Raw genomic sequence first — 24575 nt, 5'->3', positions numbered from 1 at the left:
CCTGAGGGGTTGTCTTATTTAGTGTTCTCCAGAAATGACCAAGCCCGGCCGAGGCCGGGCTGTGGTGCCGCGATTGCGGATCAGCTGATGGAAGCGCCGCCAGTACGGTCGTAGCCGTCTTCAGCGACGGTGGCGCCGCCAGTACGGTCGTAGCCATCTTCGGCGACAGTGGCGCCGCCCGTGCGGTCGTAGCCGTCTTCGGCAACGGTGGCAGAACCGGTGCGGTCGTAGCCATCAGCGGCAACGGTGGCCGAGCCAGTGCGTTCATAGCCGTCTGCTGCAACGGCGGAGCTGGTACGGTCAAAGCCGTCGGCGGCGAAGGTGTTGGCGGTCAGTACGGTGAGGGCCAGGGCGAGGAACAGTTTGGTTTTCATCTTCATTTCTCCAGATTCGTTGGCGGTTGTGTCTTGGGCATGGGTCTCATGCTACGCCAATTAAACTGATTAAAAAGCGCAAATAAATGCTAATAACAATCGATTAAATAGATGTTAAGGCCCGCAGATATTTTTGCTTTCAAGGTCTGAGTGAGCGCATCGCAGTTAATCGATCAGGCAGGTTCAGGGTGGTGGTTAAGCATTAACTCGTGATTAATCCGGCTCTCACGGGGGTGAAGGTTTTTTCATGCCATGCCAAACAAAAAAAGGGGCAGACCCATGACGGTCTGCCCCTTTTGATGGTGACGCGGCTGGACTTAGTCCGTGACGATCCGCGAATGTTTGCGGGTGTCTTTCATGGTGATGTACACCAGCAGCGATACGGCAATACAGGCAGTGACATACCAGTAGTAGCCGGTCTCCATGCCAATGCTCTTGAACCACAGTGCGATGTATTCAGCGGTGCCACCGAAAATCGACACGGTCAGTGCGTAGGGCAGGCCAACACCCAGGGCGCGGATTTCGGTCGGGAACAGTTCGGCTTTGACTACCGCGTTGATCGAGGTGTAGCCGCTGACAATGATCAGCGCCGCCATGATCAGGAAGAACGCGCCCCACCAGGTCTGGATGGTGTGCAGGGTGGTGAGGATCGGCACGGTGAACAGGGTGCCCAGGATGCCGAAGGCGATCAGGATCGGCCGACGACCGATTTTATCCGACAGGCCGCCGATGATCGGTTGCAGGCACATGAACAAGAACAGCGTGGCGGCGGAAATGGTGGTGGAGTCGGAAATGCTCATGCCGACGGTGTTCACCAGGTATTTCTGCATGTACGTGGTGTAGGTGTAGAACGCCAGGGTGCCACCCATGGTCAGGCCGACCACGGTCATCAGTTCCTTTGGATGACGCAGCAAGGTGCGCATCGCGCTTTCCTTGGCCTTTTCCTTCTTGGTGAACGATTCGGTTTCTTCCATACCGCGACGCAGGTACAGCGCGACGATGGCGCAGAGTGCGCCGATCGCGAACGGAATGCGCCAGCCCCAGGCGTACAGCTCCTCGGTGGTCAGCAATTGTTGCAATACGATCAACACGGCCAACGCGATGAGCTGGCCGGAGATCAGGGTCACGTACTGGAAACTGGAGTAGAAACCGCGGCGTTCCTTGGTCGCCATCTCACTGAGGTAAGTGGCCGAGGTGCCGTACTCGCCACCGACCGACAGGCCCTGTAGCAAGCGGGCGAACACCAGCAGGATCGGCGCGCCGATGCCAATGATTTCATAGCCCGGGCTCAGGGCGATCAGCAGCGAGCCGAAGCACATCAGGTACACCGAGGCCATCAGGGCCTTTTTACGCCCGACCTTGTCGGCATACAGGCCCATCAGCCAGCCACCGATCGGACGCATCAGGAAGCCCACGGCGAAGATTGCGGCGGTGTTCAGCAGTTGTGCAGTGGTGTCGCCTTTCGGGAAAAAGGTCTTGGCGAAGTACAGGGAGAAAGCGGCGTAGACGTACCAGTCATACCACTCGACCATGTTGCCGATCGAGCCGCTGAAGATCGACTTGATACGGCTGGAGGTGGTGCGTTCTCTTGTCGGCACGGCGGCCGACCCACGGGGCAGGGTATTGGAGTTATCCATTGAAGGATCCTTCGTCTAATTATTGTTTGTGGAGCGCGCGTTAACGCAGCCTGCGGGGGCTATAGCAGGAGGTGTGCCAAGGTGGAGAGTGCCGTTTTAGAGGGGTTGGAGCGATCTTATGAGCGGAAATCCGCTCATGAAAGGTTGGGTGTGAGCGAAAAATTGCTCATGGGGAATGTTGCCTGGACCAGCCTCTTCGCGGGCAAGCCCGCGAAGAGGCCATTAAAGGCGCTGGAGCATTCAGTTTTCTTGCAGGAACATCTCTCGACTCAGGCCATGACGCTGCATCTTTTCGTTGAACGTACGGCGTGGCAGTTGCAGCTCTTCAAGCACGGCCTTGACGTCACCCTTGTGTCGGGTGAGCGCCGCGCGCAAGCACTGCGCCTCAAAGGCTTCCTGCTGGGCCGCCAGTGACTGCCCTGGGTCGATGCCAGCAGGAACAGGTTCGCCAAGCCCCAGCACCTGACGTTCGGCGACATTCGCCAGTTCACGCACATTGCCTGGCCAGTCGTGGCTCAGCAGGTGGCTCAACTGCGGGCCGCTCAGCGGCGCGAAGGTGCGCCCGAGGCGTTCGGCGGCATGGCGGGCGAACGATTCGTACAACAACGGAATGTCTTCGCGGCGATCGCGCAACGGCGGCAGACGCAGCTCGGCGACGTTCAAACGATAAGCCAGGTCCTCGCGAAAACGCCCGGCCCGTGCTTCGTCGAGTAAGTCCGGCTTGGTCGCGGCAATGATCCGTAGATCCACGCGGATACTCTGGTTCGAGCCCAGGCGTTCCAGTTTCTGTTCCTGTAACACGCGCAGCAGCTTCACCTGCTGCGCCAAGGGCATGCTTTCGATCTCATCGAGAAACAGCGTGCCGCCGTCGGCGTATTCGAGTTTGCCGATGCGTTTGCCCTGGGCGCCGGTAAACGCACCGCTCTCATGACCGAACAGCTCGGCTTCAAACAGTTGCTCGGGGATGGCTGCGCAGTTCAACGCCACAAAAGGTTTATCCGCCCGCGGGCCAAAGTCGTGCAGGCAGCGGGCAACCAGTTCCTTGCCGCTGCCGGTTTCGCCACGGATCAGCACATTGACCGGCAATGCAGCCAGCTCCAGCACCTGACGGCGCAAGGTCTGCAAGCCACGGGATACGCCCAGCAGCGTGGCATCGAGTTTGGCGCGATTGTCCGCCTGTTCATGCAGGGCACGGTTCTCCAGCACCAGCCGGCGCTTGTCCAGCGCGCGGCGCAGGCTGCCGAGCAGGGCTTCGGGGCTGAAGGGTTTCTCCAGAAAGTCGTAGGCCCCGTCGCGCATCGCATCCACTGCCATCGGCACGTCGCCGTGGCCCGTCAGCAGGATCACCGGCAGCTCGGCATCGCGCTGCTGCACTTCGGCCAGCAGTTCCAGGCCGCTCATGCCGGGCATGCGTACATCGCTGAGAATCACCCCGGCAAAGTGTTTCGGCAACTGCGCCAGGCACTCGTCCGCACGGCTGAACAACTGCACATCGAACCCCGACAGGCTCAGCCATTGTTCGACGGCGCTGCGGATGCTGCTTTCGTCGTCGACCACCATCACGGAATTCAGCATGAGCCATGGGCCTCCAGGTCGATGGGCAGGGCGAGGGAGAACACGGCGCCGTTGTCGCGATTGCCGGCCGTCAGGCGCCCGCCCGACTCGTGAGCGATTGCAAAGGAAACAGCCAGACCGATGCCCAGTCCATCGCCGACCGGTTTGGTGGTGAAGAACGGGTCGAACACTTTGGCCAGGTTCTCTTCGGCAATGCCGCCACCGTTATCAATGACGCTCAGGCGCCACAATTGTTCATCGGCTTCGAGACGGATTTCCAGGCGCTTGCAGGGTTTGTCCTGCATCGCATCCAGCGCGTTGCGCAGCAAATTGATCAGCACCTGTTCCAGGCGAATCGCATCACCCCGTACCCAGGCCGGGCGGGTCAGATGCAGCACCGTGCTGACTTGCTCATCGCGCAATCGGGTGTCGAGCAGTTGTATTGACTGGTCCACCACGGTGGCCAGATCCAGGCGTTCGCGCAAACCACCGGGACTTTTCCGGGCGAAGGTTTTCAGGTGTCCGGTGAGCGCCGCCATGCGCGTGAGCATCTCGTCCAGCGGTTTGAGCGCTTTGTAGGCGTCGTCGACGCGGCCGTGGTCGAGCAGCAACCGCAGCGTGGCCAGCTGCATGCGCTGGGCAGTCAAAGGCTGATTGATCTCATGGGCGAGGGCGGCGGACATCTGCCCGAGCGCCGCGAGTTTGGCCGATTGCACCAGGCCTTCCTGGGCGGTGCGCAGGTCGCGGGTACGTTCTTCTACAAGCTGTTCAAGCTCTTCGCGGCTGCGCTGGCGCATTTTCGCCAGACGCCAGCGCTGGTTAAGGAACAGCAGTAGAAACACCAGGGTCAACCAAAGGCCGGCAGCGGCGAGTGCAGCGTTGCGACTGTCCTCGAACGCGACGTGCGGGCGACGCAGCAGGTGCAGCGTCCAGCCTTCGGCGGGAAGCGGAAGGGACTCCCATAGGTAATCAGACTTACCGTCCGGGCCATCGACCCGTGCCAGCTCGCTGTTTTCGTCAAAACGGCGCAGCGATTGATAATCAAGCGGTGTCAGTGGCTGCTTGTCGTATTGGCGGGTGGCCTTGAGTTCGGTGTCATCCCTGTCATTGAGCGGTTTCAAAAGCCGATAGCGCCAGCCCGGCTGGTTGGCGATGAAGATGATCCCACGGGCGTCGCTGACCAGCAGTGTGTCGCTGCCCTGACGCCACTCCCGTTCCAGTTCCGGAAATTCCAGTTTGACCACCATCGCGCCGAGAAACTGCCCGTCGTCATCGCTGACGGCGCTGGACAGGAAGTAACCCGGTATCCCACTGGTCACGCCCACCGCATAAAAACGCCCGGTGCCCTGGGTGCGCGTCTGACTGAAGTAAGGGCGGAAACCATAATTGTGACCGACATAACTGCTGGGCAAACGCCAGTTGCTGGCTGCCACGGCCAGGCCGGTGCGATCAAGCAATTCCAGGGTCGAGGACTCGGCGGCGCCGTTGATTTTTTCCAGCTTGCGGTTCAGCACGTCCTGTTGCTCGGCGCTTACCGGGCCATTGAGTGCTTCGCGTAATTGCGGGTCCAGTGCCAGCACGGAGGGCAGGGCACGGTAACGCTCGATCAGGGTATGCAGCGACGTGGCGTACAGCGCCAATTGCTGATTGGCCCGGGCGGCGTCTTCGACCATGGACTGGCGTACGGTGTGGCGCATCGCCAGGGTGGCGGCGATGGCGGCACCGGCGATGATCACCAGGGTGTAGAGCGCCAGGCGCAAGGGGCGAGATAACTCGAACATGCTGGGTATGACACACAGGTACAGAGGGCGCGCACCATAACATGCGCCGCTTGACCCTTGTAGGCGCGAGCCTGCTCGCGATGGTCGTCAACGATAACGCGGGGCAACAGACAAACCGTGTTGCCCATGCGTCCATCGCGATCAGGCTCGCTCCTACGGGGGACGCATCTGGCAATAAAAAAGGCGACAGGGTTAGCCCTGTCGCCTTTTTCAGTGGTCAGTCGAAATACTTACTGCACTTCCACCGCCAGGCTGTCACTGATCTTTTTCTGCCAGATGGCAGGACCGGTGATGTGTACCGACTCGCCGTTGCTGTCGACTGCAACAGTGACCGGCATGTCTTTCACGTCGAACTCGTAGATCGCTTCCATGCCCAGTTCGGCGAAAGCCACCACGCGGGATTTCTTGATGGCTTGGGCCACCAGGTAAGCCGCGCCGCCGACAGCCATCAGGTAGACGGCCTTGTAGTCCTTGATCGCTTCGATGGCGGTCGGGCCGCGCTCGGATTTGCCGATCATGCCCAACAGGCCGGTTTGCTCGAGGATCTGACGGGTGAACTTGTCCATCCGCGTGGCGGTGGTCGGGCCAGCCGGGCCAACCACTTCTTCACGGACCGGATCGACCGGGCCGACGTAGTAGATGAAGCGGCCCTTGAGGTCGACCGGCAGGGTTTCACCCTTGTTCAGCATCTCGACCATGCGTTTGTGCGCGGCGTCGCGACCGGTGAGCATCTTGCCGTTGAGCAGGATGGTTTCGCCCGGCTTCCAGCTCTGCACTTCTTCCGGGGTCAGGGTGTCGAGGTTCACGCGGCGGGCCGAAGGACCTGCTTCCCAGACGATTTCCGGGTAGGCGTCCAGCGGTGGCGCTTCCAGGGACGCCGGGCCGGAGCCGTCGAGCACGAAGTGTGCGTGGCGGGTGGCGGCGCAGTTCGGGATCATGCACACCGGCAGCGAAGCGGCGTGAGTCGGGTAATCCATGATCTTCACGTCGAGCACGGTGGTCAGGCCGCCCAGGCCCTGGGCGCCGATGCCCAACTGGTTGACCTTCTCGAACAGTTCCAGACGCATTTCTTCGATGCGGTTCTGTGGGCCACGGGCCTTCAGTTCGTGGATGTCGATGGATTCCATCAACACTTCCTTGGCCATCACCGCGGCTTTCTCGGCGGTGCCGCCGATGCCGATGCCGAGCATACCCGGTGGGCACCAGCCGGCGCCCATGGTCGGAACGGTCTTGAGCACCCAGTCGACGATCGAGTCGGACGGGTTGAGCATGGCCATTTTCGATTTGTTCTCGGAACCGCCGCCCTTGGCCGCCACGTCCACTTCCACGGTGTTACCCGGAACGATGGAGTAGTGGATAACGGCCGGGGTGTTGTCCTTGGTGTTCTTGCGAGCGCCTGCCGGGTCGGCAAGGATCGAGGCACGCAGGACGTTTTCCGGCAGGTTGTAGGCGCGACGAACGCCTTCGTTGATCATGTCGTCCAGGCCCATGGTGGCGCCATCCCAACGCACGTCCATGCCCACGCGGACAAACACGGTCACGATGCCGGTGTCCTGGCAGATCGGACGGTGGCCGGTGGCGCACATGCGCGAGTTGATCAGGATTTGAGCGATGGAGTCACGGGCTGCCGGCGATTCTTCACGCAGGTAGGCCTCGTGCATCGCCTGGATGAAATCCACGGGGTGGTAGTAGGAAATGAACTGCAGGGCGTTGGCAACGCTCTGAATCAGGTCGTCTTGCTTGATCACGGTCATGAGTCGCGCTCCTCTAAAAGACGGGAACATTCAATAAGGTGCTTGCAGCTTGGGTGCATCGGTCGGTTGCAAGCACCTTTCAAGGCACGCCGGGCATGCTGGCGCGACGCTAAAAAGGCGCGGCAGTATAACGCGCCTCGGTTCGGTAAACACCCGCCGGTAATCAATCGTTGGTCGCATACAGGCAGCAGCAAGTTTGAAACGGGCAGATAAAGGCATATTGCTTTTGTGGCGAGGGAGCTTGCTCCCGTTGAGTCGCGTGTATTCCTGTTATCCACCCTTGAAAATAGGATGGTCATTTATTGGCCACGCCACTAAAGTGACATACGGTCTGTAGAGTAGGACGCTCTGTCAGTCTCCTTTCATTCGGTGAGTCAACGATTGACCCATAACGCCATCCAGCGACTGTTGCTCAAGCGTTTCGCCCTTGCGGCCGGCACCTATGCCCTGGCATTGGTATTGCTGTGGCTGGCATTTTTTACCGGGCACTATGAAGAGTCGCTCTCCGGCGTTGCCATTGGCAGCGCACTGGTGGTCATCAGTCAGGCGACGCTGTTTGCACTGTTCTATTCGGGCCTCAACCTGCGCTTTGCCGACCCCAGCCTGACCGAGGCCCAAGTCTTGCTGGGGCTGGGGTGGCAAACCTGGCTGATCGCACACCTGGGGGATGCCCGTGGGGCGTTTCTGGTTTTTTACGTACTGATTCTGCTGTTCGGGCTGTTCCATCTGTCCCGTCGCTCATTTGTGCGTTGTGCCTCGCTGGTGTTTTTCAGTTTCAGCGCGATCACGCTGTGGGAGGGCTACCACTTCCAGTTGCCTGACCCGGCATTGGCGGCGTTGCAAGTGTGCGTGCTGTTGATCGTGCTGGTGTGGCTGGTGCTCTATGCCGGTTATGTCCAGGCTTCGCGACACCGCATGCGTCAGCGGCGATTTGCCTTGCAGGCGCACCAGGACACGCTGCGCGGGATGATGCGTCAGCTCGAGGACCTGGTGGCCACTGATGAGTTGACCGGATTGTTCAATCGTCGGCACTTCCTGCGCCTGGCCTCCCGCGAGTTGAACGCCATGGAAGTGGGTGTCGTGCATGGCCTGGCGCTGATCGATCTCGACCATTTCAAACGCATCAACGATCTGCACGGCCACGCCGCAGGCGACCAGGTGTTGCAAGCCTTTGCCGGCGTGGCCTCGGCCTGTCTGCGCGAGGGTGATGTCCTGGCCCGTTATGGCGGCGAGGAGTTCGTGGTGCTGCTGCCCGATTGCGATCCCGAGAGCTTGACCTCCTGTTGCGAGCGGCTGCGCATAGCCTTCACCGATGTCGAGTTGATTGGCCTGAATGTGCGCAACCTCAGCCTGTCCGCCGGCATGACCCTGCTGGAACTCGGTGATGATCTCGACGATGCCTTGCAGCGCGCGGACCAGGCGCTTTATCGCGCCAAACGCGACGGCCGCAACCGTTGCGCGGCGGCCTGGGAAAACGTCGATGCCTGAGTTGCGTGTTGGCGACCGTCTATGGTCGGTGGCGGCGGGCAGTAATTTGCTGGATGCCCTGAATCAGAACGGCGTGCCGGTGCCCTACAGCTGTCGCGCCGGCAGTTGTCATGCCTGCCTGGTGCAATGTGTGCAAGGCCTGCCGAGCGACAGCCGTCCCGATGCCTTGAGCGCCGAGCAGCGTCAGCAAGGCTGGCGCCTGGCCTGTCAGTGCCAGGTGATCGAGGACCTGCAGGTGCACACCTTCGACCCGCAGCGGGATGGCCAGCCGGCCGAGGTCGCCGCCGTCGATTGGCTGAGCGCCAGCGTGTTGCGTTTGCGCCTGATCCCGCAGCGGCCATTGCGCTACAGCGCCGGCCAGCATCTGGTGTTGTGGGCGGGCAATGTGGCGCGGCCTTACTCCCTCGCCAGCCTGCCGCAAGATGACCGTTTTCTGGAGTTTCACCTCGATTGTCGACAGCCCGGGCAATTCAGCGATGCGGCGCGTCAACTGAAGATCGGCGACGGGATCCGTCTCGGCGAGTTGCGTGGCGGGGCCTTGCATTACGACCCGGACTGGCACGAGCGCCCGCTGTGGCTGATGGCTGCGGGCACCGGATTGGGGCCGCTGTTCGGTGTGTTGCGCGAAGCGTTGCGCCAGGATCACCAGGGTGCGATTCGTGTCATTCACCTGGCCCATGATGCCAATGAGCATTATCTGGCCAAACCCCTGCAAGCCCTTGCGGCGAACCGGTCGAACCTGAGTATCGAGCTGTGGACCGCGGCCGAGTTGCCGGCGGCTTTGGCGCAACTGCGGCTTGTTTCCCGGCAAACCCAGGCCTTACTCTGCGGAGCCCCCGACAGCATCGACGCCTTTGCTCGACGCCTGTACCTGGCGGGATTGCCGCGCAATCAACTGCTGGCCGACGTCTTCCTGCCCCGTGGTTGAGCGCTGATCTTTCAGACGCGAGACCTGCCATGACCGATGCCATCCAAGTTGAACGCGAACGGGGGCTGCTGACCCTGCAGCTGAATCGTCCCGACAAGAAAAACGCCCTGACCCGCGCCATGTACAGCCACCTGGCCGAAGCGCTGAAACTGGCCGACCACGACCCTGAAATCCATGCCGTACTGATCACGGGTTCCAGTGAGTGCTTCACCGCCGGCAACGACATTGCCGATTTCATCCAGCAACCGCCGAGCGGCCTCGACAGCCCGGTGTTCCAGTTCATGCTCAACCTGCTTGAATGCCGCAAGCCGGTGATCGCGGCGGTGGCGGGTGCAGCGGTGGGCATTGGTACGACCCTGTTGCTGCATTGTGATCTGGTGTACGTCAGCCGCGATGCGCGTTTGCGCATGCCATTCGTCAACCTTGGTTTGTGCCCGGAATTCGGTTCCAGCCTGATCCTGCCGCGCTTGCTCGGGCAGGCCAGGGCGGCGGAGTTGCTGTTGCTCGGTGAGGGGTTCAACGGTGAACAAGCTGCCGCATGGGGCATTGCCTGCGAAGCCTTGGGCAGTGGCGAAGAGACGTTGGCCAAGGCGCGGGAAATGGCGCTGCGTTTTGAGTCGCTGCCGCCGGAAGCGGTGCGTATCAGCAAGCAATTGATGAGGGCGCCGGATCGGGAGATGTTGCGCAAGGTCATAGAAGAAGAGGGTGCGTTGTTCACCCAGCGGCTGCGTTCGCCGGAAGCGATGGCGGCGTTGGCAGGGTTTATCAACAGGCATTGAGTTGAGCGTGGCCTTTACGGGCCACGCATTCACTGGATCAGAAAATAAAAAGCCCCGGCATTCACATGGCGGGGCTTTCGTCTTTCAGCGAGCAGTCACTCAGACCATCGGGTCGCCAACGTGCAGGATTTTCATGCCGTTGGTGCCACCGGTGGTGTGGTAGCTGTCGCCCTTGGTCAGGATGACCCAGTCGCCTTTCACCACGATGCCGCGCTTGACCAGTTCGTCGATCGCCTTCTGGCTGACTTCGTTCGGCGCCAGCGAAGCCGGATCGAACGGAATGGTGTACACGCCACGGAACAGCGCCGCGCGAGCCTGGGCTTCACGGTGCGGGGTGAACGCGTAGATCGGCACCGAGGAACGGATGCGCGACATGATCAGCGGGGTGTAGCCACTTTCGGTCAGGGCGATGATCGCCTTCACGCCCGGGAAGTGGTTGGCGGTGTACATGGTCGCCAGGGCAATGCTCTCGTCGCAACGCGTGAATTCCTTGCCGATGCGGTGGCTGGACGTCTTGCTGGTCGGGTGCTTTTCGGCGCCGACACAGATGCGTGCCATGGCCTGCACGGCCTCCAGCGGATACAGACCGGCGGCACTTTCCGCAGAAAGCATCACGGCGTCGGTGTAGTCGAGCACGGCGTTCGCCACGTCGGACACTTCAGCACGGGTCGGCATCGGGTTCTGGATCATCGACTCCATCATCTGGGTCGCCACGATCACGGCCTTGTTGTGGCGGCGTGCATGCAGAATGATTTTCTTCTGGATGCCCACCAGCTCGGCGTCGCCGATTTCCACGCCCAGGTCACCACGGGCCACCATCACGGCGTCGGATGCCTTGATCAGGCCATCGAGGGTTTCGTCGTCGGCCACGGCTTCGGCGCGTTCGATCTTCGCCACCAGCCAGGCGGTGCCGCCAGCTTCGTCGCGCAGTTGACGGGCGTACTCCATGTCGGCAGCGTCACGCGGGAACGATACGGCGAGGTAGTCGACCTGCATTTCGGCGGCGAGCTTGATGTCAGCCTTGTCTTTTTCGGTCAGGGCCGGTGCGGTCAGGCCACCACCGCGACGGTTGATGCCTTTGTGGTCCGACAGCGGACCGCCGATGGTCACGGTGCAGTGCAGTTCGGTGGCGGTGGCGGTATCGACACGCATCACGACGCGACCGTCGTCGAGCAGCAGCTCGTCGCCCACGCCGCAGTCCTTGACCAGATCCGGGTAATCGATGCCGACCACTTGCTGGTTGCCTTCAGTCAGCGGATGGCTGGTGGAGAAGGTGAATTGATCACCGATCTTCAGCTCGATGCGCTTGTTGGCGAATTTGGCGATACGGATTTTCGGGCCTTGCAGGTCACCCAGCAGGGCCACGAAGCGGCCATGCTTGGCAGCGAGATCACGCACCAGCTTGGCGCGAGCCTTATGCTCGTCGGGGGTGCCGTGGGAGAAGTTCAGACGGGCGACGTCCAGGCCAGCCAGAATCAGCTGTTCGAGAACTTCCGGCGAGTTACTGGCCGGGCCAAGGGTGGCAACGATTTTGGTACGACGGACGGACATGCAAAGACTCCTGAGTTCAAGCGCTGAGTGAGGCTACTATGGTCCGAAGTTGTAGTCATTGTTCGTATGCACTACTTATTGCTTTCTTTATTGAACACCGCAACTTTGCATCCCGGCCGCCTGAAGATTTCCGACCATGGGTCGATACAGCGTTCAAGACAGGAGATTTTCCCATGCGTTTCGTACTCGTTGCTGCCCTTGCCATCAGCGCCTTCAGCGTCACCGGTTGCACCCGTTGGGCGATGAATCATCATTTGAACAATGCCTACAGTGCCTATGACCGTGGCAATTGCGAGCAGGTGATGCTTGAGTTGTCCAAGGTCGAGCGCGACAGCCGGGCACGCCCCTATGTGTGGCCTGAAGTCTCGATGATGCGCGGTCAGTGCCTGGAACGGCAGAAGATGTTTATCGATGCGGCTCAGACTTACCAATTCATTATCGCGTCCTATCCGCAGAGCGAGTACGCCTACCGCGCCCGCGCTCGCCTGGAAACCCTGCAGAGCCTGGGCCATTACCCGACTCGCAGTGCGGCGGTGGTGCGCCCGACCCGGTTCTGATGTCAGTGGTCATCTGATGGCTGGCCTACCGGCGGTGGTGAGCTATAGTCGATTAGACCGGTTTTAGAGCCTTGCCTCTAAACCGAGGTAACACCTGTGATCGGCAGAGGTAAGCGGCAGCGGTTTTCGGCGACTGTCGCACCGGGATCGGGGAGAGCGGGCCGCCCGTGGCTGTCAAACCACACCAGGCAGGTCTGTTCCGAAGCATTAGTGCGGCCCTGCTTAAGGGCCTTGCATAGCGAATTCAGCATGTTCACTGACCGCCGGATCGAGCGGCATCAACTGCCGTATTTTCTGAAAGTGTTCAACAGCATCACCGACAAACCCATCGGATTTCTGGGCAACGTGTCCGAGGACGGGCTGATGCTGATCAGTCAGTTGCCCCTGATGATCGGCGCGGACTTCGATTTACGCCTGAAGATCCCCGCCAGCGATGGTTGCCAACAGGTCATCGACCTGCGGGCGTGTTGCCTGTGGTGCCACGAAGACGCAACCCCTCAGCACTATGACGCCGGGTTCAGCTTGCACCGGCCGCCGCCGGAGTATGGGCAACTGGTAGAGGCGTTGAAGCAGTACTTCAGTTTTCATACGTTGCCGGCTTCGGCTTGAGAGGCAAATGATCACAGGCTGACTACCCTCAGCGTGTGTGCTTCCGTTGAAGCATCACAGGCTTGTCAAATGCACGCTATTGAGCGGCGCCGCCTACAAGAGCCCAGCGTGTTTGGTCATGGGCGTGAGATTGTTGCGAGGAAGGTCGTTGCTCTCCAGGGCACAGTCTTACGTCAATGAACCTGGTATTAATATTTCTGGTTTGGAAATAAAAAGTCATATTGGTTATTCCATTTGTGTCTTCATAACTGTCAGTTCTGACAGTGGTAAATGAATAGGCGATTGAGTTATTTTTTCTGGGCAGTCTATTAGTGTCTTTGTGGAGGTGGCAGATGAATGGTAAAGCTGATAAAGAAAATCTTGTGGTGAAATACGTGCTGGCTGATGACTTTAAAGATGGTTCATTTGTAGCGCGCGGTGAAGGTGAAGAGCTTTTCGATAGTTTTTGGGAAGGTGTGGAGGTTTTCACTTATCATCATCGGCATTTAAGAGTTCCGGAGTTGACGGGGCAGGTGGAGTATCAATATAAATTTGATAGTGGCCGAGTGTATGTGCGGACATTGAGGTACTTTTTGACCAGTCGGCCGAGTAATAAGTATTGGTATCGCGCCAATATTGATGTGCAACTTGAAAGTTATGGCTCACAGCGTGTGAACTCACCCGACGCGATGAGCCAAAACGCGCAGTGGCATGCCTATAGCGTGGGCCTGAGCGTCGTTCATGACCCCGTGTTCAGAGCGGGTTTTAAAATTCGAATTGAGTATGACGGAACCAATAATGGCGTGGGTGAGCGCGATAGTTGGGGGAATGTAGTTGATTTGATTCCGTGATAAGTAAAACACCTTTAATTTCTTCGTGCTGAGCAATCATGCTGTCTGTTTTGTTAGTGGTCGTGCTAAACCTCTAAACGCGTCAGTGTGAAATGGCTTCTGGTCGAGGGGCGGTAGTACTTCAAAGTGTTTGATGGATTTCTTCTTGTTATTGATTTTGAAAATGCTGCCGTCAGTTTTTATTGGGGGGAGGGTTGGTGTTGTCGTTTTGTATGGGGTTGTCTTTTTTAGGTGGGTGTTGCAGATGGGTGGTTGAATTTTACATTGCGCAATTAGATGTGTTTTTTGGGGCGTTCGTTGTTGGTAAGGCGATTTATGTTTTTTGGAGCGGGAATGTTTGATTGCGCCTGATGCCACCGCCCCCCTACAACGTACCGTTTTTTTTCCAGTTCAGATAACGCGTTAACAAGTCCACACCCAATTCCCGGGGCAAGACATTTATTGCTGATATCCCATGAGCGTCCAGTTTCTCGTGGAGTTTGGTCCGTGCATTGAGGTAATCCATCGCTCCGCAGTAGGCCAGTGCTTCGGACAAGGTTTGCACGGGGGCTTGGCGAATGCGGTCGAGTACGTCTTCCCTCATGCTGGCGACGATCACTTGATGCTGTTTGCCCATTCGTTTGACGGCCGTGAGCAGTTCCTCATCATCTTCATCGCGCAGATTGGTCATCAACACCACCAGCGCTCGACGTTTTTGTCGGGCCAAAAGTTGGGTGATGGCGGTTTGATAGTCAGCACTATGTTGACTGCTGTACAGGTCGTAGACCGTATTGAGCAAAACGTTGAGTTGCCCGGTGCCTTTGACTGGGGCGAGGTAGCGAGCTTGCTCGCTCGCAAAGGTGCTGAATCCCACCGCGTCGCCCTGGCGTAGTGCGACGTAACTCAGCAGCAGGCAGGCATTGAGCGCATGGTCGAAATGCGACAGCTCGCCGTCCTGACTGCGCATGCGGCGTCCGCAGTCGAGCAGGAAGATTATCTGCTGGTCACGTTCGTCCTGATACTCCCGGGCAATCGGCGTGCGTTGGCGGGCGGTGGCCTTCCAGTCGATTTGCCGCAGGCTGTCGCCCTCGCGAAATTCGCGCAACTGATGAAACTCCTGCCCCTGGCCACGGCGTTGGTGTTGGCGTACGCCGAGCTGGCTGAGCCAGTTATCCACAGCCAGTAACTGGCCGCCGTAGAGGCGGGCGAAATCCGGATAGACACGGGTCTGGTCCGGAACGGTCAGCAGGCGTTTGTCGGACCACAAGCCCAATGGGCCGGGCAGGCTGACTTCGCAGTGTTCGAAGCTGAAGTGACCACGTTTGAGCGGGCGCAGACGATAGCCGGTCAGGCTGCGTTGGCCGGGCTGAAGCTCCACCGTCAGGGGCAGGTTTTCAACGTTCAGCCCATCCGGTACGTGGTCGAAGAGCTGGATGTTCAATGATTGGGAAAAATCATGCTCGACCTCCAGGTTGGTTTCGCTCCATCGACCCAGCGCCAGACTGCCGGACAGGCGTCGGGTAACCCTCGGGGATGGCAGGCGTTTGATCAGCACGATGTCCAGAGCAGCCAATACCAGCAACGCCAGCAGCAACGCCCAGTTGATTCGTAGCAGGCTTGGTGCAACGTCGATTCCCAATGCCCGCACAGCGCCCAGCACGATGCCGACGGCCAGCAGCAAGGCGAGCCAGAGCAACAGCAGGCGGGTCGGTTTCACAGGCGTGGCGCCGGTACTTGATCGAGCAATTGCCGTAGCACGTGATCGACCTCCAGCCCTTCGATGTCCAGTTCTGGCGAGATGCGCACCCGATGGCGCAGCACGGCCAGCGCGCAGCCCTTGATGTCGTCCGGAATCACGAACTCGCCACCGCGCAACAGGGCCCGCGCCCTGGCGCAACGCACCAGGGCTATGGAGGCTCTGGGCCCGGCGCCGAGTGTCAGTCCCGGCCAGCCGCGGGTGGTACGGGCCAGACGCACGGCGTAGTCGAGCACCTGATCGTCCAGGGGCAGTTCGCTGGCGATACGTTGCAGGACCAGCACGTCTTTGGCCTGCAGGAGGGTGCGCAATGGTTGCACGTCGAGCATGTCGGCGCGGGTAGAGCGGCAGACTTGACGCACCATGTCCAGTTCCTGCCCGGCGTCCGGGTAGTCCATGCGCACCTTGAGCATGAAGCGATCCAGCTCGGCTTCCGGCAGTGGATAAGTGCCTTCCTGTTCGATGGGGTTCTGTGTGGCGAGCACCATGAAGGGCTGCGCGATCGGCAGGGCGCGACCTTCCAGGGTGACTTGCCGCTCCTGCATGGCTTCGAGCAAGGCGGCCTGGGTTTTCGCCGGGGCACGGTTGATCTCGTCGGCCAGTAACAGGTGGGTGAACAGCGGGCCTTTGCGCAGTTTGAATTGCTCGGTTTGCAGGTCGTACACCGCATGCCCGGTGACATCGCTGGGCATCAGGTCCGGGGTGAACTGAATACGGGCGAATTCACCGCCGAAGCAACGCGCCAGCGCGCGTACCAGCAACGTCTTGCCCAGCCCCGGCACGCCTTCGAGCAATACGTGGCCGCCGGCAATCAGCGCGGTGAGAACGTCGTCGATCACGCTGCCCTGGCCGATCACGACTTTTTGCAGCTCGTTGCGTATCGCTTGGGCCAGTTGGCTGGCGCGCAGGCGTTGCTGCTCGGCATGGCCAGGTGTGCCGGGCTCGATCTGTTCACTCGTCACGACTTGCGCAGCGCTGGTGACTGTCACCTGTGGTTTTTCTTCCATAAATCAGTCACTTACCTAATCTGGTTTTTTTCATTTTTTGACGTGCGTAACCTGTGATTGGCTGCCAATCTGCACGATTGCACGTCCGGAGTGACCTCTCGTTTTGAGTTGTCTGAAGTGGAGGTTAGGCCATCACGAGCGCTACATCGCGAATCCGCTCAGGAAGTTATATACCCGCTTGGTCGCTCTTGTCGGGATCGAGGGGCGGGTGCGCAATGTTTCAAGGCATTTGCGCCCCTGCCACCGCCACATGAATCATGTACAGCGAAGTGTTCGCGGTAATGAATAACCGATTGCGCCGTGGCCCGCCAAACGTCAGGTTGGCGACTTTCTCCGGCAGCAGGATCTTGCCCAGCAATGTGCCACACGGCGCGAAACACTGAATTCCGTCCCCGGCGCTGGTCCAGATATTGCCCTGCACGTCGACCCGCAGCCCATCGGGAATCCCCGGCTCAATCTGCGCCAGCACCCGCGAAGCGCCAAGCCGGCAATTGTCCAGCACCGTCAGGGCACGAATGTGATGCGGTGCATCGGGGTCGTGGGTGCGCGCCGAATCGGCCACGTAGAGGGTGCTGCCGTCCGGCGAAAAAGCCAGGCCATTGGGCTGCACAAAGTCGTCGGCGACACAACTCAGCTCGCCGGTACGCGGGTCAATGCGGTAGACATTGCGACTCGCCTGCTCGGGGTCAGCCTTAAAGCCCTCGTAGTCGCTGAGGATTCCGTAGGTCGGGTCGGTGAACCAGATGCCGCCATCGCGATGCACCACCACATCGTTCGGCGAATTAAGGCGTCGTCCTTCAAAGCGCTCGGCCAGCACAGTGATCGAGCCATCCGGCTCGGTGCGGGTCACGCGGCGGGTGCCGTGCTCACAGGTGATCAAGCGTCCCTGCACATCTCGGGTGTTGCCGTTGGCGAAGTTCGAGGCGTGGCGATAGACCGAGACGCCCTGCTCCGGGGTCCAGCGCAAGATGCGCTGGTTCGGAATGTCGCTCCAGAGCAGGTAGCCGCCATCGTTGAACCACACCGGACCTTCGGCCCAGCGGCATTGGTCGTACAGCCGCTCCAACTGGGTATTGGGCAACGTCAGCGCGCGAAAGCGCGGGTCGAGGTATTCGTAAACAGGTTCGGACATGTCAGTACCCAAGATTCAAGCGGAGCGGGCCGATCTGCGGCCGCTGACGGCGGTAATCACCGCGATGATGATTAACCCGGTGAGGATCATCCGTACCCCGGCGCTGGTGCCGAAGGTGTTGAGCATGCTCACCAGTAAATACAGAAACAGCGATGCGCCCCAGATCCCTGGCACGTTGGAAAAACCCCCTGCCACCGAGGTGCCACCGATCACCACCACGGCAATCGAGGCCAACAGGTATTCATCGCCCATGCTCAAGGACGCACCGCCGGAGAAGCCCGCCAGCAGCAATCCGCACAAGGAGGCCAGCAACGCGCTGAGCACATAGGTGGCAAATCGCACACGCCCGATCCGGCCACCCGCCAGTTCGGCGGCTCGCGGGTTCTGGCCGATGGCGATGACCCAACGCCCGTAAAGGGTGCGGTTGAGCACCACCGCCATCAGCACCGCGAGCACGACAACGCTGATCGCCAGGTACGGCACGCCCCACAGGTTGCCGGTGCAGAACTGATAGAAAATTTCCGGCGGTTGCACCCGCACGCTACGGCCGTAAGCGATGGCCATCGACTGCAACAGGAAACTGGCGGACAGGGTGGCGATGATCGGCGGAATGCGCAGCACGCGAATCAACGCGTAATTGCTACAGCCCACCAACAGACCGCTGCAGAACACGCCCAGCACACCGAGCCAGATCAACCCTGGATCGCCGTTCATCAACTTCATGCCGATGGCGCCGCTCAAGGCGATATTGGCCGGGATCGACAGGTCGATATTGCCGGGACCGGTTGTGATGACGAACATCTGGCCGATGCCGACGATGACGAAAAACGCCGAAAAACTCAGGGCGCCCGACAGCAGCGAACCGGCGCCCGCTCCACCGGTAAAGGCGATGGTCGCCAGCCAGATCAGCAATGCCGCCAAAAACGACCATAACCAGGGTTTGCGCGTCAGCGTGGACAACGAAGCACGAGGGTTCATAGGGGCCGGGTCTCCAGGCGATTGACGGCGGCACGCAGGGCCAGCACCAGAATCAGGATTGCGCCCTGGGCACCGATCTGCCAGTCAGGGGAAATGCGCATGAATGACAACAACGAACCGGCCAGCACCAGGGTCAAGGCACCCAGTACCGCGCCAATCGGTGACACCCGACCGCCGACAAATTCGCCGCCACCGAGGATCACCCCGGCAATCGACAGCAAGGTGTAGCGCAGGGCGATGGTGGCGTCCGCCGAGGTGGTCAGGCCCACCAGGAACAATCCGGCCAATACGCCAAAACTGCCGGCCAGGGCATAGAGCGAGACCTTGATGCGCAGCAGCGACCAACCGGCCTTGGCCACCGCCAGCGGGTTGCCGCCCGCCCCGCGCAACACCACGCCGAGGGGCGAACGCATGAGGAAGGCATGCACCAGCAATGCCAGTACTATGCAGACGATGATTGCGAACGGCAGCCAGGGTGTCTTGATCCGCACCAGGCTTTGCAGCCAGTGCGGCGCGCTGCCGCCGGGCGCGGGTAGCAGCAACACGGCACCGCCCATCCAGATAAACGACATGCCCAACGTCACTACGATCGACGGCAAATTGCGGGTATGGATCAACGCCCCAATCAGCGCGTACACCGCGATACAGGCCAGCAATGCGAGGCAACCGAGCAGCGGATGCTCGTTGAGCAAAGTGGCCGCGACGCAGGCAACGAAACTGATGAAACTGCCCAGGGACAGGTCCAGGTCATTGACCGTGATGATCAGCATCTGCGCGATGGTTGCCAAGGCAATCGGCACCGCGAGGTTGAGCATCAGGTTCATGCCCATGTAGCTTATGGCCCGTGGCTGGATGATGAAAATCGCCACCAGCAGCAACGCCAGCGACAAGCCAGGCAAGGCGCTGCGTAGTAGCCGCGCACGATTGATCTGCGGTTTTTTCAGCGCTAGCGCGCTCAAGGACAGGGATGGGTTCATGCCGGTTGTTCCTCGAAGGAGCAACGCAAAATCTGCTCCTCGCTCAATTCGTTGCGGGGTAGATCCAACACCACCTGACCGTCGCGAAACACATAGATGTGATCGCAGTAGTCGAGCTCTTCCAGTTCGGTGGTGTACCAGATAAAGGTCCGGCCTTTGGCGGCCTCTTGGGCGATGATCGAATACACCTCGCGTTTGGTGCCCACATCGACGCCGCGCATGGGGTCGTCCATCAGGATCAGGTCATTACGCGAGGCCAGGGCCCTGGCGAACAGGGCCTTTTGCTGGTTTCCGCCGGACAATGAAAGAATCGGGTTGTCCATGTCCGGCGTACGAATGCCCATGCGGGTCTGCCATTGTTCGGCCATGGCGCGTTCGGCTTGTGGATCGATCAAGGCGCCGCGCTTGAGGTCCGCCAGGGAACTGATGGTGATGTTTTCGGCAATCGACCACAGCGGGAAAACGCCATCGGTCTGCCGATCACCGGCCACCAGCGCCGCCCCCTGGCCGCGGGTGATGCGTTGGCGCAACACTTGAATCAGCAGTTGGCTCTGACCATGCCCGGCCAGGCCCGCCAGACCGACGATTTCACCGGTATGGGCCTTGACCGTCTGGCCATCGACCTGGCGCGCCGGCCGCTGTTCGACCACTGCGGCCTTGCCTTCACGACGGGAGACAAACGCCTGCTGCTGTACTGCCTCCTTGGTCGCGCTGCCCATGCATTCCACCAGCGAGGCGTGACTGAAATCCCCCGCCGGGCGAATCTCCACGATGCGGCCATCGCGCATCACCGCAATGCGGTCGCAGGTGTCGAGCATCTCACCGAGGATATGGCTGATCAGCACCACGCTGCCGCCACCCGCCACGAAGCGCCGGACGAAACCCAGCAATTGCTCGGCCACCCGGGCGTCCAGCGAAGAGGTGGGCTCGTCGAGAATCACCAGTTCCAGGCGCTCATCCACCTGGACAAAAGCACGGGCAATCTCAACCATCTGCCGCTTGCCAATCGGCAGGTCGGCGACGATGTCGTCGGCTGCAATACCATGGCCGGGAAAAATCTCATCAAGGCTGGCGTCGATCAGCGCCTTGGCCTGTCGGCGCCAACCCCAGCCACGAATCGCTGGCGACATCAGCCGCAGGTTCTCGGCAACGCTCAGGTTCGGGCACAAAGACAGTTCCTGAAACACGCAACGAATGCCGTGCTGGCGGGCCATCTGCACGTTGTAACTGCTGCGCACTTCATGCCTGGCCAAGTGCAACACGCCGCAATCGGCACTCAGGGTACCGGCCAGCACCTGCATCAGGGTGGATTTACCGGCGCCGTTGTGACCGATCAGGCCCAGGCATTCACCCCGGTGAAAACTCAGATTGACCTCGCTCAGCGCACGCACCGCGCCGAACGACTTGCCAGTGCCCGTAAAGGTCACCAACGCAGGGTTGGGGAAAGTCATAACAGCCTCCTCGACAGTGCCACGCCGCTCAGCCAAACACCGCGGCGCGATGTGCGTTGGTTATTGGGCGGATGAGGTTTTCAGGCCCGCGACGTCTTCGATGCTGTAGACCTGACTGACAATCCCGCCCTTTTCAACGCCCTTGAGCGAGGATTCCAGGGTGTCCTGGGTCACACTGAGCGCTGGCGAGAGCAAGTCGTGGGGCAGTTCTTTGCCATCCAGCAGTTGTTGGGCGACGTAGAACGCCAGGCTGGAAATACTCGGTGCGCTGGAGATGGAGAAGGACTGGTAACCATTGGCGTCTTTCTGTTTCTTCCACCACGACAGCTCTTCCTCGCGGTTGCCGAACATGATGGTCGGGATCGGTCGCCCCGCCGCGGTAAACGCCTGGGCCACGCCGTAACCATCATCACCCTGGGCCACCACCGCGTCGATTTTCGGCAAGCTGGGCAGCACCCCGGCCACCGCTTTTTGCGCGGCGGTCTGGGACCAGTTGCCATTCACCGAACCGACCAGTTTGAGCTTGGGATGCTTCTGCGCGCCGGCCACAATTCCGGAGTGAATCAGCTCATCCACAGAGACCCCGGCCAGGCCGCGCACCTCCAGCACATTGGCACCGTCGGGGTAACGCTCGGCCAGATAGTCCATCTGGGCGATGCCGCTTTGCTTGAAGTCCATGGAGATGCGGTAGGCGCAAGGCTCGGTGACCACGCCGTCAAAGGAAACGACGATGATGCCTGCGTCACACGCCTGCTTCACCGCGCCGTTGAGGGCGGTGGGCGATGCTGCATCAATGACGATGGCGTTGTAACCCTGCAGGATCAGGTTCTGGATTTGCGCCGCTTGTTCCGTGGCTTGGTTCTCACCCGTGGTGAACGAATCGGCACCGGCGATCAACCCGTCCTTGACGGCTTTTTCCGTGGTTTGTTGCCAACTGGCAAGCATGCCCTGACGCCAGGAGTTACCCGCATAGTTGTTGGACAAGGCAATCGTTTTATCGGAGGTATCGGCCAGAGCGGCGAAGCTTGGCAGCAGAATCAGTGCACTGGACAGCAGCGCACAGCGCAATGGTTGGAATTTCATAGTGTGACCCTTGTTATTGTTGTGGGCTTTCGGCAGCAGGCAAACAACTGACCGGTGGTACTACGCATTCGGGGCCAGTCTGCACCCCCTGAGCAGGCGGTGTCTGTGGCTATAGGTGCAGACTTTCGGCGGATACACGCATGATGGGTGCGGGATCCCGCACAAAACCCGCGCGACACCGCAAACCTTCACTCGCCCGCCTGCTTGGCGTGGTGGACACACCGCACACGGCGTATGGTGAGCCGGACAAAATCAGAGCCGAAACCATCGTGCTACGACCACACATTCAGGCCGAAGAAGTGCTCAAACACTTTCTCGGCATCTCCAGGGCCCTGGCTGGCTTGCTGGACTTCCAGTCGATGATCAATGCGGTCTCCGAGCAGATCCGCTTCATCCTGCCCCACGATCACCTCGACGTGAGCCTGTTGCTGCTCAATGCCGAAAACCATCTGCACACTGCCTACGAGGCCGGTGTTCATACCTCATGGAGCGGTTTTGCCAAGCAGCCGTTGCCAGTGTCGCAAAGCCCGTTGCGCACTTTGTTGCTGGGGGAAGCGCCCTTCATCCTCAGTGATGACGCGATGAACGACCCGCGTTTTCAGTTTCCCGGTGCGTTCAACCGGCCGATTTTCGATGCCCAACTGCGCAGTCGATTGCATGTGCCGTTGCGGGTGCGAAACGAAGTGATCGGCGCCTTGAGCTGCTCCATGCACTCGGCCAATTACTACACCCTGGACGATGTGCACCATGCCCAACACGTCGCCGACCTGCTCGCCTCTTATCTATACGCCTTGCGCCAGACCGACCAGGCCAAGGAACTGGCCATCGCCCAGGCCCAGACCCGCGCCCGGGAAGAAGGCTTGCGCCTCGGGGCCTTGCGCCTGACCGAAGAGCTGGAAAACGAACGCCAGCGCATCGGCATGGACTTGCACGACCAGACCCTGGCCGACATGACCCGCCTGCATCGACGCCTCGCCCGCCTGCAACTGCAAGACAGCCTGAGCGGCGAGACATTGCGTCCCATCAGCCAGGCCTTGCAGGAGAGCATGCAAGAGCTGCGCTCTATCATTGATGCGGTCAAACCCACGGTGCTGCAGCTGTTCGGTTTCGAAGAAGGCCTGGAGGACTTGCTCCTGCGCAGCGTGCGCAATAGCGGGCTGGAAATTGCCACGCACCTGCGCGACAACACCTTGGGCCAAGCCAATCGCCTGGCCGAGCCGCAAAAAATCGCTTTATTCCGCATCATTCAGGAAGCGGTCAACAATGCGATCAAACACGCTTCGCCGGACTCGATTGCCATCGACATCAGCCGCTCGCGGCGCCATCTGAACCTGACCATCATCGACGATGGCCTGGGCCTTGATTGCAGCAATCGCCTGGATACCGGCGGCATCAAAAACATGCAGATCCGCGCCCAGTTGCTGGGTGCCAAGGTGCAAATCGACCGTGGCGAACAGGGCAAGGGCACACGGGTGTGCATAAGGTTGCCCCTGGACGAATACCACCTGACTAGCGATCCGGAGATTTGATGGACGTTCTGTTGATAGAAGACGATCCGGTGCACCGCGCCTTCCTCAAAGAAGTCATAGAAGCCGCCATGCCCGAATGCTCGCGCCTGCTGGAGGCCGACGACGGCCAGATCGGCGAGCGTCTGGCCCACGAGCATCAAGTGGCGTGTGTGGTGATGGACCTGCAAATGCCCAGGCGAACGGGCGTCGAGGCGGCCAAGACGATCTGGAAGGAGCGTCCCGAGACCTCGATTCTGTTCTGGTCCAACTATGCCGATGAAGCCTATGTACGCGGTATTGCGCGCATCGTTCCGCAAGGGGCGGCCTACGGCTACATCCTCAAGACTGCGTCCGAAGAACGCCTGCGCCTGGCGCTGCGCAGCCTGTTCATCGAGCAGCAATGCGTGATCGACCGCGAGATTCGCGGCGTCCAGCAAAAGGCCCAGGACCAGTCGGTGGGCCTTACCGATGCAGAATACGAAGTGCTGCAAGACATCGCCTTGGGGCTGACCGACCGCACCATCGCCAACCGCCGCAGCCTGTCGTTGCGCAGCGTGCAGAACCGCTTGCAGCAGCTGTACGAAAAGCTTGGCATCTATCAACCGTCCCAAACCGGCGAACGCAGTTCGGCCTTCAACCTCCGGGCCCGCGCGGTGAACATTGCCCTATTGCGCAAACTGCTCAATCGCACCGCACTGGAGCAGGCCGAAGCAGAACTACAGGAATGGCTAAAGGATCCGTTGCATGACTATTTCAATGTGTAAATGAGGCGAGGGGGAGCACCACACTTCATGATCGGTGGAATGATCCAGAGTCGCTGCTCCAGGGACTCCTTCTGCCGTCCTCTGCACTCATCAGTTAG

The 24575-nt window shown here is 60.1% G+C and carries 21 protein-coding genes; 8 read left to right on the top strand and 13 right to left on the bottom strand.

All coding sequences use genetic code 11. From position 1 onward, the window contains the following. Positions 1–80: 80 nt before the first annotated feature. From AC1Q6D_RS12955 to AC1Q6D_RS12935, 5 genes are all read right to left on the bottom strand, one after another. A complete protein-coding gene (locus tag AC1Q6D_RS12955) occupies positions 81–374 on the bottom strand; it encodes a hypothetical protein (protein ID WP_103403938.1) in 294 nt (97 codons plus the stop codon). A 317-nt stretch (positions 375–691) separates the two neighbouring features. Then, positions 692–2011: an MFS transporter gene (locus tag AC1Q6D_RS12950; RefSeq protein WP_103403939.1), complete on the bottom strand. Its 1320-nt coding sequence runs from the start codon at positions 2009–2011 to the stop codon at positions 692–694. A 240-nt stretch (positions 2012–2251) separates the two neighbouring features. Further along, positions 2252–3586 carry a sigma-54-dependent transcriptional regulator gene (locus AC1Q6D_RS12945; RefSeq protein ID WP_103403940.1) on the bottom strand — a complete coding sequence of 445 codons (1335 nt, stop codon included), beginning with the start codon at positions 3584–3586 and terminating at the stop codon, positions 2252–2254. After that, the gene (locus tag AC1Q6D_RS12940) at positions 3580–5346 is read right to left on the bottom strand and encodes a sensor histidine kinase (RefSeq protein WP_103403941.1); all 1767 of its coding nucleotides are present in this window, start codon (positions 5344–5346) and stop codon (positions 3580–3582) included. Before AC1Q6D_RS12940 ends, AC1Q6D_RS12945 begins: the two co-directional genes overlap by 7 nt. Positions 5347–5576: 230 nt before the next feature. After that, positions 5577–7100 (bottom strand): fumarate hydratase, encoded by a 1524-nt coding sequence (locus tag AC1Q6D_RS12935; protein WP_103403942.1) that lies wholly within the window; start codon positions 7098–7100, stop codon positions 5577–5579. Between the two features lie 381 nt (positions 7101–7481). Here AC1Q6D_RS12935 and AC1Q6D_RS12930 point away from each other — a divergent pair, with 381 nt between their 5' ends. The 3 genes from AC1Q6D_RS12930 to AC1Q6D_RS12920 are packed head-to-tail and all read left to right on the top strand — an operon-like array spanning position 7482 to position 10295. Continuing rightward, positions 7482–8588: a GGDEF domain-containing protein gene (locus AC1Q6D_RS12930; RefSeq protein WP_047532575.1), complete on the top strand. Its 1107-nt coding sequence runs from the start codon at positions 7482–7484 to the stop codon at positions 8586–8588. After that, a complete protein-coding gene (locus AC1Q6D_RS12925; RefSeq protein WP_103403943.1) occupies positions 8581–9516 on the top strand; it encodes an iron-sulfur-binding ferredoxin reductase in 936 nt (311 codons plus the stop codon). Before AC1Q6D_RS12930 ends, AC1Q6D_RS12925 begins: the two co-directional genes overlap by 8 nt. Positions 9517–9545: 29 nt before the next feature. Beyond that, a complete protein-coding gene (locus tag AC1Q6D_RS12920) occupies positions 9546–10295 on the top strand; it encodes an enoyl-CoA hydratase-related protein (protein WP_103403944.1) in 750 nt (249 codons plus the stop codon). 99 nt (positions 10296–10394) lie between these two features. Here the strand turns inward: AC1Q6D_RS12920 and pyk are convergent, their stop codons facing one another. Continuing rightward, complete coding sequence (pyk, locus tag AC1Q6D_RS12915) at positions 10395–11846, bottom strand: pyruvate kinase (protein ID WP_047532568.1); 1452 nt, start codon at positions 11844–11846, stop codon at positions 10395–10397. 173 nt (positions 11847–12019) lie between these two features. Between pyk and AC1Q6D_RS12910 the strand changes: the two genes are divergently transcribed. The 3 genes from AC1Q6D_RS12910 to AC1Q6D_RS12900 all read left to right on the top strand — a co-directional run bounded on the left by AC1Q6D_RS12910 (position 12020) and on the right by AC1Q6D_RS12900 (position 13842). Then, positions 12020–12403 carry a tetratricopeptide repeat protein gene (locus tag AC1Q6D_RS12910; protein WP_103403945.1) on the top strand — a complete coding sequence of 128 codons (384 nt, stop codon included), beginning with the start codon at positions 12020–12022 and terminating at the stop codon, positions 12401–12403. Positions 12404–12652: 249 nt separating this feature from the next. Then, on the top strand, positions 12653–13012 hold the full coding sequence (locus AC1Q6D_RS12905; RefSeq protein ID WP_103403946.1) for a PilZ domain-containing protein: 360 nt from the start codon (positions 12653–12655) through the stop codon (positions 13010–13012). 332 nt (positions 13013–13344) lie between these two features. After that, complete coding sequence (locus tag AC1Q6D_RS12900; protein WP_103403947.1) at positions 13345–13842, top strand: hypothetical protein; 498 nt, start codon at positions 13345–13347, stop codon at positions 13840–13842. A gap of 364 nt (positions 13843–14206) precedes the next feature. Here the strand turns inward: AC1Q6D_RS12900 and AC1Q6D_RS12895 are convergent, their stop codons facing one another. The 7 genes from AC1Q6D_RS12895 to AC1Q6D_RS12865 form a co-directional block, all read right to left on the bottom strand. After that, the gene (locus AC1Q6D_RS12895; protein WP_103403948.1) at positions 14207–15538 is read right to left on the bottom strand and encodes a DUF58 domain-containing protein; all 1332 of its coding nucleotides are present in this window, start codon (positions 15536–15538) and stop codon (positions 14207–14209) included. Continuing rightward, positions 15535–16584 (bottom strand): AAA family ATPase, encoded by a 1050-nt coding sequence (locus AC1Q6D_RS12890; protein WP_103403949.1) that lies wholly within the window; start codon positions 16582–16584, stop codon positions 15535–15537. The genes AC1Q6D_RS12895 and AC1Q6D_RS12890 overlap by 4 nt, the downstream gene beginning before the upstream one ends. Positions 16585–16804: 220 nt before the next feature. Further along, positions 16805–17716, bottom strand: a complete 912-nt coding sequence (locus tag AC1Q6D_RS12885; protein WP_103403950.1) for an SMP-30/gluconolactonase/LRE family protein — start codon at positions 17714–17716, stop codon at positions 16805–16807. 15 nt (positions 17717–17731) lie between these two features. Further along, positions 17732–18694 (bottom strand): ABC transporter permease, encoded by a 963-nt coding sequence (locus AC1Q6D_RS12880; RefSeq protein WP_103403951.1) that lies wholly within the window; start codon positions 18692–18694, stop codon positions 17732–17734. Beyond that, positions 18691–19671 carry an ABC transporter permease gene (locus AC1Q6D_RS12875; protein ID WP_103403952.1) on the bottom strand — a complete coding sequence of 327 codons (981 nt, stop codon included), beginning with the start codon at positions 19669–19671 and terminating at the stop codon, positions 18691–18693. Before AC1Q6D_RS12875 ends, AC1Q6D_RS12880 begins: the two co-directional genes overlap by 4 nt. Next, the gene (locus AC1Q6D_RS12870; RefSeq protein ID WP_103403953.1) at positions 19668–21122 is read right to left on the bottom strand and encodes a sugar ABC transporter ATP-binding protein; all 1455 of its coding nucleotides are present in this window, start codon (positions 21120–21122) and stop codon (positions 19668–19670) included. The genes AC1Q6D_RS12875 and AC1Q6D_RS12870 overlap by 4 nt, the downstream gene beginning before the upstream one ends. 60 nt (positions 21123–21182) lie before the next feature. After that, on the bottom strand, positions 21183–22205 hold the full coding sequence (locus tag AC1Q6D_RS12865) for an ABC transporter substrate-binding protein (RefSeq protein WP_047532554.1): 1023 nt from the start codon (positions 22203–22205) through the stop codon (positions 21183–21185). 140 nt (positions 22206–22345) lie between these two features. Between AC1Q6D_RS12865 and AC1Q6D_RS12860 the strand changes: the two genes are divergently transcribed. Next, entirely contained in the window at positions 22346–23734 is a 1389-nt protein-coding gene (locus AC1Q6D_RS12860) for a GAF domain-containing sensor histidine kinase (RefSeq protein ID WP_256590202.1), read from the top strand. Continuing rightward, complete coding sequence (locus AC1Q6D_RS12855; protein ID WP_103403954.1) at positions 23734–24477, top strand: response regulator transcription factor; 744 nt, start codon at positions 23734–23736, stop codon at positions 24475–24477. The genes AC1Q6D_RS12860 and AC1Q6D_RS12855 overlap by 1 nt, the downstream gene beginning before the upstream one ends. Positions 24478–24575: the final 98 nt, after the last annotated feature.

The sequence above is a fragment of the Pseudomonas sp. MT92 genome (assembly GCF_058792515.1).
The sequence above is the reverse complement of the archived record's forward strand: the minus strand, read 5'-3'. Positions and strand labels throughout refer to the sequence as shown.